This window comes from Microbacterium insulae (genome assembly GCF_042677065.1).
Taxonomy (GTDB): Bacteria; Actinomycetota; Actinomycetes; order Actinomycetales; family Microbacteriaceae; genus Microbacterium; species Microbacterium insulae.
Genome location: NZ_JBHTII010000002.1, coordinates 668,387 through 683,098, shown reverse-complemented (window position 1 = coordinate 683,098; position 14,712 = coordinate 668,387). Strand labels below are relative to the sequence as shown.

At 66.9% G+C, this 14,712-nt stretch carries 12 protein-coding genes; 4 read left to right on the top strand and 8 right to left on the bottom strand.

Features of this window, described 5'->3' with window-relative positions:
• Positions 1–17: 17 nt before the first annotated feature.
• On the bottom strand, positions 18–2,051 hold the full coding sequence (locus tag ACFQ0P_RS15900) for a heavy metal translocating P-type ATPase (RefSeq protein WP_204979603.1): 2,034 nt from the start codon (positions 2,049–2,051) through the stop codon (positions 18–20).
• Between the two features lie 97 nt (positions 2,052–2,148).
• Here ACFQ0P_RS15900 and ACFQ0P_RS15895 point away from each other — a divergent pair, with 97 nt between their 5' ends.
• Together ACFQ0P_RS15895 and ACFQ0P_RS15890 are read left to right on the top strand one after the other, a co-directional pair.
• A complete protein-coding gene (locus ACFQ0P_RS15895) occupies positions 2,149–2,442 on the top strand; it encodes an ArsR/SmtB family transcription factor (RefSeq protein WP_204979602.1) in 294 nt (97 codons plus the stop codon).
• Positions 2,443–2,528: 86 nt separating this feature from the next.
• Positions 2,529–3,038, top strand: a complete 510-nt coding sequence (locus ACFQ0P_RS15890; RefSeq protein ID WP_204979601.1) for a hypothetical protein — start codon at positions 2,529–2,531, stop codon at positions 3,036–3,038.
• Between the two features lie 64 nt (positions 3,039–3,102).
• Here ACFQ0P_RS15890 and ACFQ0P_RS15885 read toward each other — a convergent pair whose 3' ends face one another.
• The 4 genes from ACFQ0P_RS15885 to ACFQ0P_RS15870 all read right to left on the bottom strand — a co-directional run bounded on the left by ACFQ0P_RS15885 (position 3,103) and on the right by ACFQ0P_RS15870 (position 6,099).
• Positions 3,103–4,341 carry a Dyp-type peroxidase gene (locus tag ACFQ0P_RS15885; protein ID WP_204979600.1) on the bottom strand — a complete coding sequence of 413 codons (1,239 nt, stop codon included), beginning with the start codon at positions 4,339–4,341 and terminating at the stop codon, positions 3,103–3,105.
• A complete protein-coding gene (locus ACFQ0P_RS15880) occupies positions 4,342–4,890 on the bottom strand; it encodes a copper chaperone PCu(A)C (protein WP_204979599.1) in 549 nt (182 codons plus the stop codon). It abuts the gene before it with no gap.
• Positions 4,887–5,516 (bottom strand): copper resistance CopC family protein, encoded by a 630-nt coding sequence (locus ACFQ0P_RS15875; RefSeq protein ID WP_204979598.1) that lies wholly within the window; start codon positions 5,514–5,516, stop codon positions 4,887–4,889. Before ACFQ0P_RS15875 ends, ACFQ0P_RS15880 begins: the two co-directional genes overlap by 4 nt.
• A gap of 100 nt (positions 5,517–5,616) precedes the next feature.
• Positions 5,617–6,099 carry a hypothetical protein gene (locus ACFQ0P_RS15870; RefSeq protein WP_204979597.1) on the bottom strand — a complete coding sequence of 161 codons (483 nt, stop codon included), beginning with the start codon at positions 6,097–6,099 and terminating at the stop codon, positions 5,617–5,619.
• A 454-nt stretch (positions 6,100–6,553) separates the two neighbouring features.
• Between ACFQ0P_RS15870 and ACFQ0P_RS15865 the strand changes: the two genes are divergently transcribed.
• Positions 6,554–7,888 (top strand): peptidoglycan DD-metalloendopeptidase family protein, encoded by a 1,335-nt coding sequence (locus ACFQ0P_RS15865; protein ID WP_204979596.1) that lies wholly within the window; start codon positions 6,554–6,556, stop codon positions 7,886–7,888.
• A gap of 138 nt (positions 7,889–8,026) precedes the next feature.
• Here the strand turns inward: ACFQ0P_RS15865 and ACFQ0P_RS15860 are convergent, their stop codons facing one another.
• The 3 genes from ACFQ0P_RS15860 to cmtR all read right to left on the bottom strand — a co-directional run bounded on the left by ACFQ0P_RS15860 (position 8,027) and on the right by cmtR (position 11,275).
• Positions 8,027–8,629, bottom strand: coding sequence for a DsbA family protein (locus ACFQ0P_RS15860; RefSeq protein WP_378772802.1), 603 nt, complete (start codon positions 8,627–8,629; stop codon positions 8,027–8,029).
• Between the two features lie 132 nt (positions 8,630–8,761).
• Positions 8,762–10,864 (bottom strand): heavy metal translocating P-type ATPase, encoded by a 2,103-nt coding sequence (locus ACFQ0P_RS15855; protein WP_378772799.1) that lies wholly within the window; start codon positions 10,862–10,864, stop codon positions 8,762–8,764.
• Between the two features lie 75 nt (positions 10,865–10,939).
• Positions 10,940–11,275: a Cd(II)/Pb(II)-sensing metalloregulatory transcriptional regulator CmtR gene (gene cmtR / locus ACFQ0P_RS15850; RefSeq protein WP_378772929.1), complete on the bottom strand. Its 336-nt coding sequence runs from the start codon at positions 11,273–11,275 to the stop codon at positions 10,940–10,942.
• Positions 11,276–11,968: 693 nt separating this feature from the next.
• Between cmtR and ACFQ0P_RS15845 the strand changes: the two genes are divergently transcribed.
• The gene (locus ACFQ0P_RS15845; protein WP_378772797.1) at positions 11,969–14,524 is read left to right on the top strand and encodes an AAA family ATPase; all 2,556 of its coding nucleotides are present in this window, start codon (positions 11,969–11,971) and stop codon (positions 14,522–14,524) included.
• Positions 14,525–14,712 lie beyond the last annotated feature (188 nt).

Genomic DNA, 14,712 nt, shown 5'->3' with positions numbered 1-14,712 from the left:
GGGGAGCCGTCGGTTCGTCACGCCTCGGGCTTGTCCTCGTGGTCGATACCGTGGTGTTCCTTGCCGCGCTCGAAGTTGAGCAACCGCAGCGCGTTGGCGACGACGATCAGCGTGGACCCTTCGTGGATGAGCACGACGGCGCCGATGTTCAACCCGATGAACGTCGCCACGATAAGGAACACAACGACGGCGAGGCTAGCGATGAGGTTTTGTCGAATGATGCGGCTGGTCGCGCGGCTGAGCCGCACCGCGAACGGCACGCGCCCAAGGTCGTCGCTCATCAGGGCGATGTCGCACGTTTCTAGTGCCACGGTCGAACCGGCGGCGCCCATCGCGATGCCGACATCGGCGCGCGCCATCGCGGGGGCGTCGTTGACGCCGTCGCCGACCATCGCGATGGGGCGGTGCGTCTCAGCGAGCCGAGTGATCTCGGCGACCTTGTCCTCGGGCAGCAGGTCGCCGATGGCGTTGTCGACGCCGACTTCGCGGCCGACCGCGTCCGCGACACGCTGATTGTCGCCCGAGATCATCACGAGCTGACCCACGTTCGCAGCGCGCAACGCCTGCAGAACCTGTGCAGACTCGGCGCGCGAGGCATCCATCACCCCAACGATGCCCAGGAATCGTCCGGCACGCCGCACGATCATCAGTGTCTGGCCCGAACTCTTCGCCTCCTGGTACGCAGCCTCAAGTTCGGAGGGAAGGGCGAGTTGTTGTTCGCTGAACATGCGCATGTTCCCGACTTCGACCGGCTCCCCTCCGATCGTGGCGCGCACTCCCCGGCCGACAACGGCGTTCAGGTCGTTCGCCTCAAGTCGCGCGCCGTCCGGCAGTTGGCCAGCGAGATCGCGGACGATCGCTGACGCAAGCGGATGGTCGCTGAGCGACTCCACGGCTACGAGCGTCGGGACGAGAGCTGCTCCGGCATCACCCGCGGCGGGGGTGACGGACGTGACGCGGGGCATGCCCCAGGTCAATGTCCCCGTCTTGTCGAACGCCATCGCTTTGACACGCCCGAGCGTCTCCAACGGGGCGCCGCCCTTGACGAGGACGCCGGCGCGGGCCGCGCGAGCGACCCCGGCAAGGACCGCGGCTGGGGTAGCGATCGCGAGAGCGCATGGGCTCGCGGCGACCAGGACTGTCATCGACAGATAGAACGCATCAGCGAAACCCTGCCCGAACACGAACATCGCGACCAGCAGCGTGGCCGTGACGCCGACGACCACCGCGGGCACATACCAGCGCTGGAACTTGTCGATGAATTGTTGCGTTGGGGACGTCGCCTGATCGGCGGTACGGACGAGCTCGACGACTTTGCTCAGCGTGGAGTCTGCCGCGGTGGCGGTGACTTCGACCTCGAGTGCACCGGGTCCGTTGACGGTGCCAGCGAAGACCCGGTTCGCGGCAGGCAGGGAATCGATGGTTCGCTTTGCTCGTTCCCGGTCGGCGACCGGCTCCTTCTCAATGGGAATCGATTCGCCGGTCACCGCTGACTGATCCACTGCGGAGACGCCTACGATGACGAACCCGTCTGAGGGAATGCGCGAGTTCGGCCGGATCACGATGGTGTCGCCGACCGCAATCTGCTCCACCGGCGCCTCGACCGGCTCCGCATCGCCGCGACGAACAAGCGCCGTGCGCGGCGCGAGCCCGGCGAGAGCCTCGATCGACCTGCTCGCGCGGCTCAGCGCATACTCCTCGAGCGCATGGCCGAGGCTGAACAGGAACAACAGAACCGCTCCTTCAGCCCAACGCCCGATGAGCGCAGCGCCGATGGCGGCCACCAGCATCAGGAAGTCGACTTCGAACTTCCCGCGCATCGTCGATGCGATTGCGGTGCGCACGGTGAAGAAGCCGCCGAAGAAGTAGGTGGCGAGGAAGAACGCCAGGGGCCAGCCGATCATCGGAAGCCCCATCACGTACTCCGCGATCATTCCCGCGCTGTAGGTGACACCAGCAGCGATCGCAAACCACAGCTCCCATCGCGCGGAGCCGTGGTTGTGTTGGGGAGCGTCCGTGGTCGGAGCGGCTACGGCAGCGGAAGTGTTCATGCATCCAGATTAGTTCACAACATCATGATATGTTGTAGTTGTGAATGATTATCGTCATCGGCGATCAACGGACAGACATGCTGAGGCGCAGGCGAGGATGACAACAGCCGACGCCGAGCAGCTTGCGGAGATCATGCAGGGGCTCGCGTCGCCGGTCCGCTTGCGCATACTGAGTGTGCTGCGCGAGCGGCCGAGCACCGTCACGGAGCTCAGTGCGCGACTTGCGCTCGGCCAGACCACGATCTCCAACCACCTGCGGCTGCTCCGACACCTGGACCTCGTGACCGGCGATCGCGACGGTCGCCATGTGCACTACGCGCTCTTCGACGACCACGTCACCGAACTGCTCGACGCCGCCGTCGGACATCTCGGCCACTCTTCACCCGGCTGAGGGTAATCTCCTCGTCGTAGGCGGCTCCGGCCCCGGATGCCGGGGCTGCTCACGCCGCCACGCGCATTCCACGAGATGGATCAGTCATGACAAATCAGCAGATGGGCATCACGCCGCGGCTCGCGCGGATCTTGATGTCCGAAGAGGCCATCTACGGCTTGATCCTGGTGTCAGGCATGGTCGTGGTTTCCGGGCTCTCCGTCGGCACAGCCGTCAACGCGCTCGTCACCGTTGTCGTCACCGTGATCGTGTTCTACCTGGCGCACGTCTACGCAGGGACTCTCGGGCGACTGGCCGCAACCGATGGGCGCGCCACGTTGCGAGCGGGGCTCGCCGCCGCGGCGAGGCAGTCAGGCGGGATGCTCCTCGCATCTCTTCCGCCCCTCGTCGTGCTTCTGATGGGAGCCCTCGGCATCCTCGAGGAGAATGTCGCCCTCTGGTTCGCGCTCATCGTCAACACGGTGCTGCTCGGTGGATTGGGCTGGTTCGCGGTTGCGCGGTGGAGCACGAGTCGGCTCTCTCGCATCGCCGGTGCTGTCATCACTGCGGCGTTCGGCGGCGTGCTCATCCTGCTCAAGGCATTCATCAGCCACTGAGGTGCCCGCGCCGGGTGGCCGCCCGCCCCCGCTTCTCGATCAGAGCAGGCGGCCCCGTGTGCGATCACGACTCCAGGAGCGTCTCGCCGATGTACCCTCCCGGTTCGCAGCCGGGCGGGATCGCGAAGACTGCGGACCCGATCGGAGTCGTCCACTTGTTCAAGAGATCGAGCTCATCGAGCCGTCGCTGGATCGGCAGGAACTGGGCATCCACATCGGCCTGGTAACTGACGAAGACCAGGCCGGAATTCGATACACCTGGGCCGGTCGGCTGATCGTCGTAGTTGTAGGAACGACGGAAGATTCTCTCCTTCGCACTGTCCGAGCGCGCACGCCGGAGGTGCGAGAACTCGGGAATGACGGGGAACCCAGTCGCGGAGACCGCGCCGAAGTCGGGCTCATCCGTATCCTTCGACCCGGTCAGAGGAGCGCCGGTGTCCAGTGTCCGCCCGACCGCGAGTTCCCGGCCGGGACGGTCCAGTTCGTCCCAGGTGTCGAGGTTCATCTCGATGCGACGCAGCACCATGCCCGTCCCGCCGGAGAGCCAGCCGTCCTCAGCCCACACCACCGAAGCGAAGTCGGCTGAGCCGGGCACCGGGTTGACGGTCTCGTCTACCTGTCCGAACAGGTTGCGCATCGCGGTCCCGTCCGCGGACGTGCCGTACGCACGGCGGAAGCCGTTCTGCGCCCACCGCACGGACGCGAAGCTGCGGGTGTCCTTCAGGAGCATCCGGGTTGCGTGCGCGACAGCCATGGGCTCGTCGGCGCCGACATGGATCAGCAGATCCCCGCCCGAGAACTCGTCTTGCAGCCTGTCAATCGAGAACGCCGGAAGCGGCCGCAGCCACGCAGGTCCGGTCGCGGCCGCCCGCGCGACCAGCCCTGGACCGAAGCCGAATGTGACCGTCAGACCGGCTGGGGTGGTGGCCAGTTCCACCTCGGTATCGGCGAGGGCGGGGCGGCCCTGAGTCAGGCGGGAGGCGTCGTCGGTCAGCAGCTGCATCAGGCGGCGGAGACTGTCGCGGTCGACGTCGCTGTTCAGGTCGAGCGCTGTGAACACTGAGTGCGCCTGCGCCGGGGTCTCCACGCCCGCTTGATGAGCGCCGTGGAACGGCACTGTGCGAGCGCCGTTGAGGGCAGTCGCCGCGGCGTCGGTCGAAGGTGGCGCTGCGCCGGTCGACGAGAGCGCGTAGGTTGCACCGATCGCGCCGGCCGCGCCAAGGCCGGCGACAGCTCCTCCGAAGAGGAACTGTCGCCGGCTGGCACCCGGACGGCGGGGAGGGCCGGTCTGTTCGCCTGCCATTCAGTCGTCACCGCCCATGTCCATGTCGCCGTCGCCGACGTAGTTCTCATTTGCGCCCGAGTAGTCCTTGACCACGGCGGTGAACTCGAGCGTGGAGCCGTCAGCGAACTCGAGGGTGAAGTCGGCCTCCTCGCCGGTGGCGAGGGGGCCGGCGAGCTCCATCAGCATGAGGTGGTTCGCTGCGGGCTCGAGCGGGAAGTCGGTTCCGGCGGGGATGACGAAGCCTCCCTCGATGGGGCGCATGACCATGGTGCCGGTGTCATCCTCGACGGTCTCGTGCAGCTCGGCGACGGATGCCGCGTCCGTCGTCACCCCGACGACGTTGACTTCGATCTCACCCATGTTGCTGATGATTCCGAACGCTGCGGTCATACCCCCTTCCGCGGTCTTCACCCAGGCGTCGTCGACCGTCACAGTGCTGGCCTGGGTAACAGCCTCCGCGGTGGGGCCGGCAGCAGGGTTCTGGGCCGGGGCCGCGCATCCGGCGAGCAGTGCGAGGGCCGTGGCGATGGCGCCGGCAGTGAGCAGGCGAGGAGTTCGATTCGTCATGAGTGGGGGTTTCCTTTGCTGTCGATGTCCGCTGCGTCATCTGACGTCAGCGGTGCCGTCTGGGTGCGACGGCGGGTGAAACGGATGGCCAGATAGAGGCCGAGGGCGAACACCGCGCCGGCGAGCCCGACGAGCGCGAGCTGCCAGAACTCCGGGGCACCCTGCGCCGAAGCATCCGTTTTGCTCGCTTCGCTCTCGGTGGGCGGGGATGCCGTCGCTTCGTTTTCGCGGGAGTACGGCTCGCCGTCGCCGATGGTGAACGGGATGATCGAGCTGATGACGTGACCGTCACCGGACACGACGCGCCAGCGCAGCTGATAGCCGGCATCCGGCATGCCGGGAGCCAACTCGACGACTACGGTCGCATTGTCGATTTGCGGCCCCCCTGTCACCCAGTTCTTGCCGCTCTCGTCGACGACGGCGACGGCCGCGCCGATCGTCAGGACGTCACCCGTGAACACCAGCTCGGCGCTGGTGGGGGCTGTGTCGAATCGCTCGTTCCCCGTCGGGGAGCTGGATGCGATGTTCTCGTGTGCGGCCGCGGGGATCGCGGTCGCAAAGACCAGACCGGTGGCGGCGACCAGAACAGCGGTCGTCGCGACGATCCGGTGCTGCCATGTGGACATGGCTCACCTTTCGCTTCGCACGCGGGGCGTGCGTGAACAGTCGGAGCACACGTCGCGCGTGCTCATGCACCGACCCACGGTCAGGCGGGCCAGGAGGAGATCAGACTGCGAGCGAAAGCGGGGGACCGCGCCGGCTGACCGGCGTCGCGGAGACACCACGGAGGATCGAGGGTGCGCGCAAGGCGGGAAGAAGCTGCCGCGACGGAGCGGGGACGGGGGTGATCGTGGACGAGACGCGACGTCGAAGCCATGCGACCAGTCGAGCCGCGATCGTCCGCAACGCTCGCAGCGTTCGCTCGCCCGCATAGAGGGCGACGATGGTGAGAACGGCCGCGGCCGCATGTCCCAGCCACATCATCCCCGACATCGCCGGGACCTCGCCGCCGGCAGACGGAGTCACGGCCAACGCGCCGTGGAGGTGAGCGGTGGGCAGACGCGTCTCATGGACGTGCGCGGCATCCGAGCCGGACGAGACGGACCCGAGCACGAACAGAGTGTGGAACAGCACCTGGCTGACCACCACCGAAATCGACAGGCGCACCACCGAAAGGCGACGTCCGGCCAGGAGGGTGCAGACGGCCATGGCGAATACCCACGGCACTGCGACCCCGACCCATCCGGGCATCGCACCGCCGGAACTGACGTGAGAGAGCAGCGCCACAAAGGTCGCGATGGTGCACGATGCAAGGCCTCGGATCAGGCGTTGTGGTCGCGATTGGCGCATTCCAGGTCTCTCTGAGTGGCCAGCGCCACCCGCGCGTCGCACATCAGTATACGGAACCGCGGCCGTGAGCTCAGTGCGCTGGTCTGTCGTGATCGGGGGGGGGGGGGGGGGGGGGCGACGGCTGCTCGCCGGATGGGGCGGGATCGAAGTCACGCGCTTCCTCGACAACGGCCAGAGCCCCGCGCCAGGCACGCGGCAGGCTCGGCGGCACACGAGGTATGCCGCCGGGCGAATCGCGGACGGCCGGGTTCAGCGTCGAATCCACTTCGTGTTGCTAGTGTGACCGCTGATGCTCATGTGAGGAGAGCGAGCCATGCCCCATGTCCCCTCGAACGAATGCGGCTGCGCGCCAACTGTGGGCGAGCTGCGCGCGCTCCGACAGCGCGTGACGCGTCGCGGTGTCATTGGGTTGAGCCTGGTGGGTCTCGCGACGGTCGGGCTTCTGGCAGCGAGCCCCGCGTTCGCCGCGACCTACCCATCATGGGATGACGTGGAGCGTGCCAAGAGGAACGAGCGGTCGAAGGCCGACGAAGTATCCCGCATCGAGGGTCTGATCTCTTCATTAGCCGCCGACCTGGCCCACAAGGAGGCCGAGGCCGAGCGCCTCGGTGCAGAGTACATCGCAGCGCAGGAGGCCTTCGAGGTTGCAGCCGACCGGGCCGACGCGCTTCAGAATCAAGCCGATGAAGAAGCGGCCCGGGCAGCCGAGGCGGCGGACAAACTCGGACGACTGGCCGCGCAGCAGTACCGGATGGGCGGCGAGGACACGACGCTTCAACTGTTCTTCTCGGGTTCGGCGGCCAGCGCTGACGACCTGCTCGCCAAACTCGGCACAATGGATCAGCTCTTCGACGCGAATCGGAGCGTCTATGCGGATGCCGTCAGCTCGCGTGATAGCGCGCAGAACCTGTCCAACCAGGCCGAGGTCGCGCGCGCCGAACGCGATCGACTGAAGCGTGAAGCCGAGGCCAAGATGGTTCGCGCGCAGGACGCCGCCTCTGCCGCTCAAGCGGCCCTTGACACCCAGAACGAGCACCGGGATGTGCTCGAGGCCCAGCTTGCGGCTCTGAAAGACACCACAGCCACGACTATTTCCGGATACAGGGCCGGTGTAGAAGCTGAACGCAAGGCCCGTGAGGCGCGCCTGAAGCGTGAGCGGGAAGAGGCCGAACGCCGGGCACGAGAGCAAGCAGCGAACGGTGGCGGGGCTCCCGCCGGTGGAGTACAGCCGTCCGGGTGGGCGCGGCCCGCATACGGGTCAGTGAGCGGACACTTTGGGGCGCGGGGCTCGATCTGCGCCAACGGGTACTGCACCGCCGCTGGGCACCGAGGGACGGACATGTACGCAGGCTGTGGGGCACCGATGTTTGCGGCTGCTGCGGGACGGGTCGCTTTCGCCGGCTACAGCGGCACCTGGGGAAACTACGTCAAGATCGATCATGGCGGCGGCATCATGAGCGGATATGCGCACATCATGCCGGGCGGGTACAACGTCGGATACGGTCAAAGCGTCCGCGCCGGACAGACCATCGCCTATGCCGGCAACACCGGCGCCTCTCTTGGATGCCATGTGCACTTCGAGATTTACCAGGGCGGCATGCGCATCGATCCGGTGCCTTTCCTCCGTGCTCGCGGCGTCTACCTTTGACGACGTGCACATGATCATCCCAGCGAACCATCTCGACCGCGCGTCGCGGCCCACAAGTGAGGTATGGGCGTTGGGTACCGCATCGCTCAACTGTTCGATCACGGTCGCCTGTCGCGGCCGAAGCGGAACTGGGAGCCCTCAGCGGCCGGTGGCCTCATCGAGCGCGTCGGTGAGATCGGATAGCTGGGTGAGTTCCAGCTTCTGATCGTTGAGGAAGAACGACGGTGTGCCGCTGACGCCGAGGTTTTGGCCGTCGTTGAAGTCTTCTTCGACTCGCGCCTTGGTGGCAGGGTCGGCGACGGCTGCGTCGTATGCGTCCATGTCGAGGTCGAGGTCTTCGGCGAAGGTGCGGAACAGGTCGCCTTGGGAGACCTGCTGCTCGCCCCACTGGGTCTGAGTCTCGAAGAGCCGGTGGTACATGCCCTCGAACTCTCCTTGCTGAGCGGCGGCCTCGGCGGCGATGGCGGCGTTCATCGAGTTGAAGTGTCCGGGCAACGGGAAGTACCGGACGACGTAGTTGATCTCGCCCTCGTAGTCGGCGCGGATCTGCTCGACGGCGGGGTACAGCGCGCCGCATGCCTCGCACTCGAAGTCAAGGAATTCCACCAGGGTGGGGGCATCCTCTCCGACGTTATCGACGACGTGCGAGTTCGCGCGCGTGACCGGCACCGCACCGGCGGGCCCCTCCGCGGCGGGGGCGGGAGGGCGGTTGAGGATCGTAACGATGATGGCGGCGATCACCAGCACGATGATGAGGGCGAGGGAGATGAGGGTGGCTTTGACGGGGGTAGTCACGATGGTGGCTCCAGGTCGTAGTCGGGGGCGGGGTCATCGGGTCAGGGCGGGATGCCGCGAGCGATGCCGGGTGTGGATTTAGGCTCGGGCAGGCTCGGAGTGCGGGGCTGGCGCGGTGGCGAGCTGGCGGAGTGCGGCGGGCCGGCGGGCGGCGCGGACGCCGTTGAGGATGACAACTATCTCGGCGACCTCATGCACCAGCACCACACCGGCCAATCCAAGGATCCCGAACAATGCGAGAGGGAACAGCACCGCGATGATCGCGAGCGCTAGGACGATGTTTGCGGTCATGATGCGGCGGCCGCGACGAGCATGTGCGAGAGCGCCCGGGATGAGGCGGAGGTCGTGGCCGGTGAAGGCGACGTCGGCGGACTCGATCGCCGCAGCGGATCCTTTCAGTCCCATCGCGATCCCGACCGTCGCGGTCGCAAGCGCGGGGGCGTCGTTGATGCCGTCGCCAACCATCGCAGTCGGCGACGCCTTGACCAGGGTGTCGATGGCGGCCGCTTTGTCGGCCGGCAGCTGTTCGGCGCGAACGTCGTCGATGCCTGCTTGAGCGGCGATCGCCCGGGCGGCGCGGTCATTGTCGCCGGTGAGCATGATCGTCTCCATGCCCTGTGCGTGCAGCATCCGCACCGTCTCGGCAGCCTCGGGGCGCAGTTCGTCGCGCACCCCGATCAGCCCGGCGATCTGCCCGTCGGCCTCGACGACGACGACGGTCATTCCCTGCGCGGCCATCGACTGCGCGGCCACCCGCTGCACGCCAGGGTCGAGCCAGCGGGTGTTGCCGACCCGGATGCGCCGGCCGTCCACGATTCCGGTGATGCCGTGTCCTGCCTCCTCGACGACGTCGGTCGCGGGGGCGACGCGTTCGATCGCGGTCGTGATCGCCGATGCCAGCGGATGGGTGCTCGTGGCCTCCACGGCGGCCGCCCAGGCCAAGAGATCCTCGCGATCGATCCCGGCGATGGGCTGCACGTCGATCACGGCGGGCTCGTTGCGCGTGAGGGTGCCCGTCTTGTCGAGCGCGACCGTGCGGATCGTGCCGAGCTGCTCGAACGCGTCACCGGACTTGACAACCACGCCGAACTTCGACGCGGCACCGATGGCGCTGATGACGGTGACCGGGACCGCGATCGCCAGAGCGCACGGGGATGCTGCGACCAGCACGACGAGGGCGCGTTCGATCCACGTCGACGGGTCGCCGACGACGAAGCCGAACAGCGCCACGAGGGCGGCGGAGATGAGCACAGTGGGCACCAGTGGGCGGGCGATGCGGTCTGCCAGTCGTGCCCGGTCGCCCTTGCGCGCGTGGGCCTGCTCGACGAGTGCGACGATCTGGGTGAGGGAGTTGTCGCCGCCGTCCGCGGTGGCCTCGATCCGTAGCGTCGACGACCCATTCACCGAGCCTGCCGCAACCGACTCGCCAGGGCCGACCTCGACAGGAATCGACTCTCCGGTGATCGCCGACGTATCCAGGCTCGATCGACCGTCGACGACAACCCCATCCGTCGCGACTCGCTCACCGGCACCGACGACAAGGATGTCCAGCTCGCGCACGTCTGCGGCAGGGATGGTGACGTCACTCGCCAGGCGGGACACGCGCGCAGTGTCGGGGATGAGCGACAGGAGCGCGCGGAGCCCTTCCTTGGCGCGGTCCATCGCCCGGTCCTCGAGCGCTTCGGCGAGGGAGAACAGAAACGCGAGCGTCGCGGCCTCGCCGACATGACCCAGCAGCACTGCGCCGATCGCGGCGATCGTCATCAGCAGCCCGACACCCAGCCGGCGTCGGATCAGTCGGCGGATCGCACCGGGCACGAACGTGTACGCGCCGGCCAGCAGGGCCGCCCACTGCAGCACCAGCCCCGGCAGGTTCAGGCCGGACCACTCCAGGCCGTAGCCCAGCAGAAGGAACACCCCCGACAGTGCGGAAGGAAGCAACGCAACATCGCGCCACCACGGCGGGCGCACCTCCGGCTCTTCACCCGCGTGAACTGCACTGGCGACTGCGTCGGGGCCGCAGCACGCATCGCCCTCGTCGAGCGGGCCGGTCCGCCTGGCACCGGTGGCGCTGGGCTCGGGTGCGCAGCACGCATCGCCGGCGGGGAGCGGACGGGGCAATTCGATTTGCGCCGTCGGCTTCTTGCGTGGCTCGTCCGGACCGCAGCACTCCTCACTCATCGCTCACCCTCGCCTACCAGCTCGTTACGTTCCCGGGGACTGTCAGCGTCACTGCACGCCCATCACAGCCACCGCTCACTGGCAGCACTCGCACTTCTCGTCCACGCACGGTGCGCCCTCATCCACGGCGACGACCGATTCGAGCAGCTGGCGCAATCCTCGCGTCAGGTGAGGATCCGAGATCTCGTACCTAGTGCGGCGTCCTTCCGGGGTCGTGACGATCAACCCGCACCCGCGCAAGCAAGCAAGATGGTTGGAGACGTTCGTCCGAGAGAGGTCAAGATTCTGAGCGAGCTCCGCGGGATAGCTCGGACCGTCCAGTAATGTCAGAAGGATTCGTGATCGGGTGGGATCGGCCATTGCCCGGCCCAGGCGGTTCATCACATCCAGACGCGAAGCAATAGTCAGCACACGCTGACTATACAGCAACTGATGAATCGTCTTGACCACAGGCTTGGATGAGCTACGGTTGGTCTGACCTCAGACGCATCGCAACCCACAGCCCGCACCGACGGCAGATGTACGCGCTGTCACGGAGTGCGTGAACTCGATCGCGCGTGCGGTCCCGCCCGCAGCAACTACACGCCACTCGACCTCTCGTACCTCGATTGGTCAGCGCATCCCGAATCGCAGCCAGGCTTGGCGCGCCGCTTGGCCCACCCGGGCCTCCGTACAGCCGACACACAAGTTCGGCGACTTCGGAATAGCTTCTCACCGACGACCCCGTTATGCGCAGCTCTGCCCTACGTGAGAGCCTCGATACCTACTTCAACCGCAATGCAATGAAATGCAATGCACGCAGGCATCAGGTGATGGTGCTGCCGAGTCGCCGGCAAGAATCGGCATCTAGCGACGCGTGCGTGCAACGCACAAAAATACCTGGATAAGGGGCAAATCGCACCGTACTCTTGCGCCATGCGAGGCGGGCTCGAGCGATGGAAGCGAGGCGCTGATTCACGCGGCGTGCGAAACGCCATCGCCTACGCGCTCGAGGGTACCTGCGATGCTCACCTTCACTCCGCGCGTGGCGTGGATGCCCTCGACCGGTATGGCGAAGCATGCGATTCGAGCGTCTCTCGATTCATCGTCGCCGACGGTGTCATCATGAGCGATGAACTCACCGCGGGCGGTCTGCGGGTGTGGCTCACCGGCCACGACCCGATAACGGGGGAGGAGCGAGGTCGTGCACGACTGAGCCCCGATGCGGACCTCGTTCTGGACGGAACCATCAACCACCCGAAGTCGTACAGCGTCGCCGCGCTGCTCCACCCCGACCTCGCCCAGGAGGTCGAGGCGTTGCAGGATCGCTTGCGGAACAGGATCCTCCTCACCTGGCAGCGGGAGCTCAACGTGCGTCGCGGCCACAACGGCCTCATCCGCGAGGATGTCACCCGCCTCGAAGTCGTCGAGCTGCTGCACCGGCGATCGCGGACACTCGACCCGCACATCCACCGGCATCTCTGGCTCAACGTGAAGGTGCTCGGGACTGACAGGAGATGGTCCAACATCGACTCGCGCGTCGCGATGAAGCTCCACACCGTCATCAACGCCGAAGGCGAACTCGCGGCCCGCACCGACCCGGAATGGCTCTCGGCGCTCGCCCGTCACGGATACACGATCAACGCGGCGGGGGAGATCGCCGAGTTGTCTGCCGCGGTGCGCCCGCTTTCGCGCCGATCTGCGCAGATCGAATCGAACCGCGCGCGGCTGATCGCCGAATGGTCGAACGCGCACGACGGTGTGACCCCGAGCCAGGAGGTCATGAATCAGATCGACCGACGCGCGTGGGCCGTGTCGCGCCCGAACAAGCCAGCGGATCTCGACGAAGCGTCCTGGGAAGCCATGGTCCGCGACGAGCTCGCCGCGATCGATCCGGATCTCGTGCGCGAGCGCGCGCCGGTCGCGACCACGTCAACTCGACTCGACGAGGTCGACTTTGAGCTGCTCGCCGCGATGGCCGTCGTCGACGCCGATAGTCGGTCCACGACGTCCGGCGGACGATTCAGTGCCTTCGACATTCGCGCCGGCGCGGTTCGCGCGCTGGCGCGGTCCGGCGTCGTCGACCACCGCGACGCTCTGGACGAGATGATCGTCACCATCACTCAACATGCTCATGGAGACTGCGTGCGGCTGACCGGCGATGGCGACACCCCAGCGCACGTGAAGAACTTGATGGCCACCGAGACCATGCGATTGAAGATCGTTCTGTCTCGGCAGCTCGACCTGATCGCCACGGCCGGACGGTCGTTGCTCGCGGGCGAACTGCATCGTGCCGTCGGCCGGATCGAGGGATTCGATGAGCTGGATGCTTCGCAACTGGCCGCCGCTTCCGCCATCGCCGGCACGCACGGCCTCGTCACGGTCACCGGTCCCGCAGGTGCGGGGAAGACCGCGATGCTACATGTGGCGTTCGGCGCGCTGACCGCTCGCCACCGACGCATGATCGTCGTGGCTCCCACGCGCAAGGCCGCGTCCGTCGCTGCTCGTGAGGTCGGCGCGCCGGCGACCAGCATCCATTCCCTGCTTGGCGATCACGGCTACCGGTGGGGAGCGGGCGCTTCGGGAGCGCAGACCTGGCGGCGACTCTCAGTCGGCGAGGTGGACGCGGACAGCGGACAGATATACGAGGGCCCGCGGATGTATCCGCTGCGGCCGCACGATCGAATCGTCGTAGACGAAGCCGGGATGCTCGACCTCCAGACCGCGAACGCACTCGCCGAGCTCGGCCACGAGCAGCGTGTGGGTCTCGCGATGGTCGGCGACCCTCACCAGGCGCTCCCCATCGGCCACGTCGGCGCCATGGCCGCCGCGATTCGCCTCGCCGGCGCTGCAGTCGAACTCGACACCGTCCACCGTTTCCGTGACCCGGGGTACGCCGCTCTCACCCTTCTACTGCGAGACCCGCGAGACGGCGAGCAGGCGATGGAGATAGCCGAAGAGTTAGCGAAGCGTGGCCATATCGCGCGCGTGCAGCATCTCGAGGCGGCGCACGATCACATGATCATCGCGTACTTCGCATGGCGCGACAGCGGGAAGCGAGTCGCCCTCGTCACCGCGACGAACAGCGAGGCGAACGCGATCAACGACACGATCCAACAGCAGCGCGTCGACCGCGGCGAAATAGACGCGAGCCTCATGACGTGGGGGATGGGCAAGCAGCGGATCCTCGTCGGAGATACCGTGCAGACCCGCCGCAACGACGCCCGCACCGGCGTCGAGAACCGTGCCGTGTGGGTGGTGAGCAGCATCCGCGACGACACGATCATGCTGGTCTCTGCGAGCGATAGCGGGGAGTTGCGTCAGGTCACGAAGGACTACGCCCTCGACCATCTGCAGCTCGCCTACGCGTCGACGGTTCACGGCATTCAAGGAGAGACGGTGGATGCCTCGATCGTCGGCCCGGATGTGGATGCGGCCGGCCTCTATGTCGGCCTCACCCGAGGTCGGCTTCACAACGAGGCAGTCGCGGTCGCGCCGACGGACCGAGCTGCGAGGGCCAAGGTGGCAGCGAGCATGCTCCGCGGTGGGACCGAACTCACGATGCAGGATGCCATTCGCGCGGCGGAAGCGGAGCTGCGGCGTGCAGCGAGAGTGCGCAACGATCCCGCGATGACAGGACCATTCGTGGCGCCTGGCACGGGGGTCGGACTATCGCAGTAGCTGCCTTCGGTGCGATCCGATGACGACACGCTCCGCCCCCACCTCAGAGATCGTAGCGGTCAATTGCGCCTACGTTCCCTGCGCTCGCTATTTGCAGACTCCGCTCTCCGCTGCGCTCCGAGCTGCGCTTATCAACCGCTCTCTTCGGGCACGACGGCGCCGTCGACCGCTGAATGGCTGATTGTCGG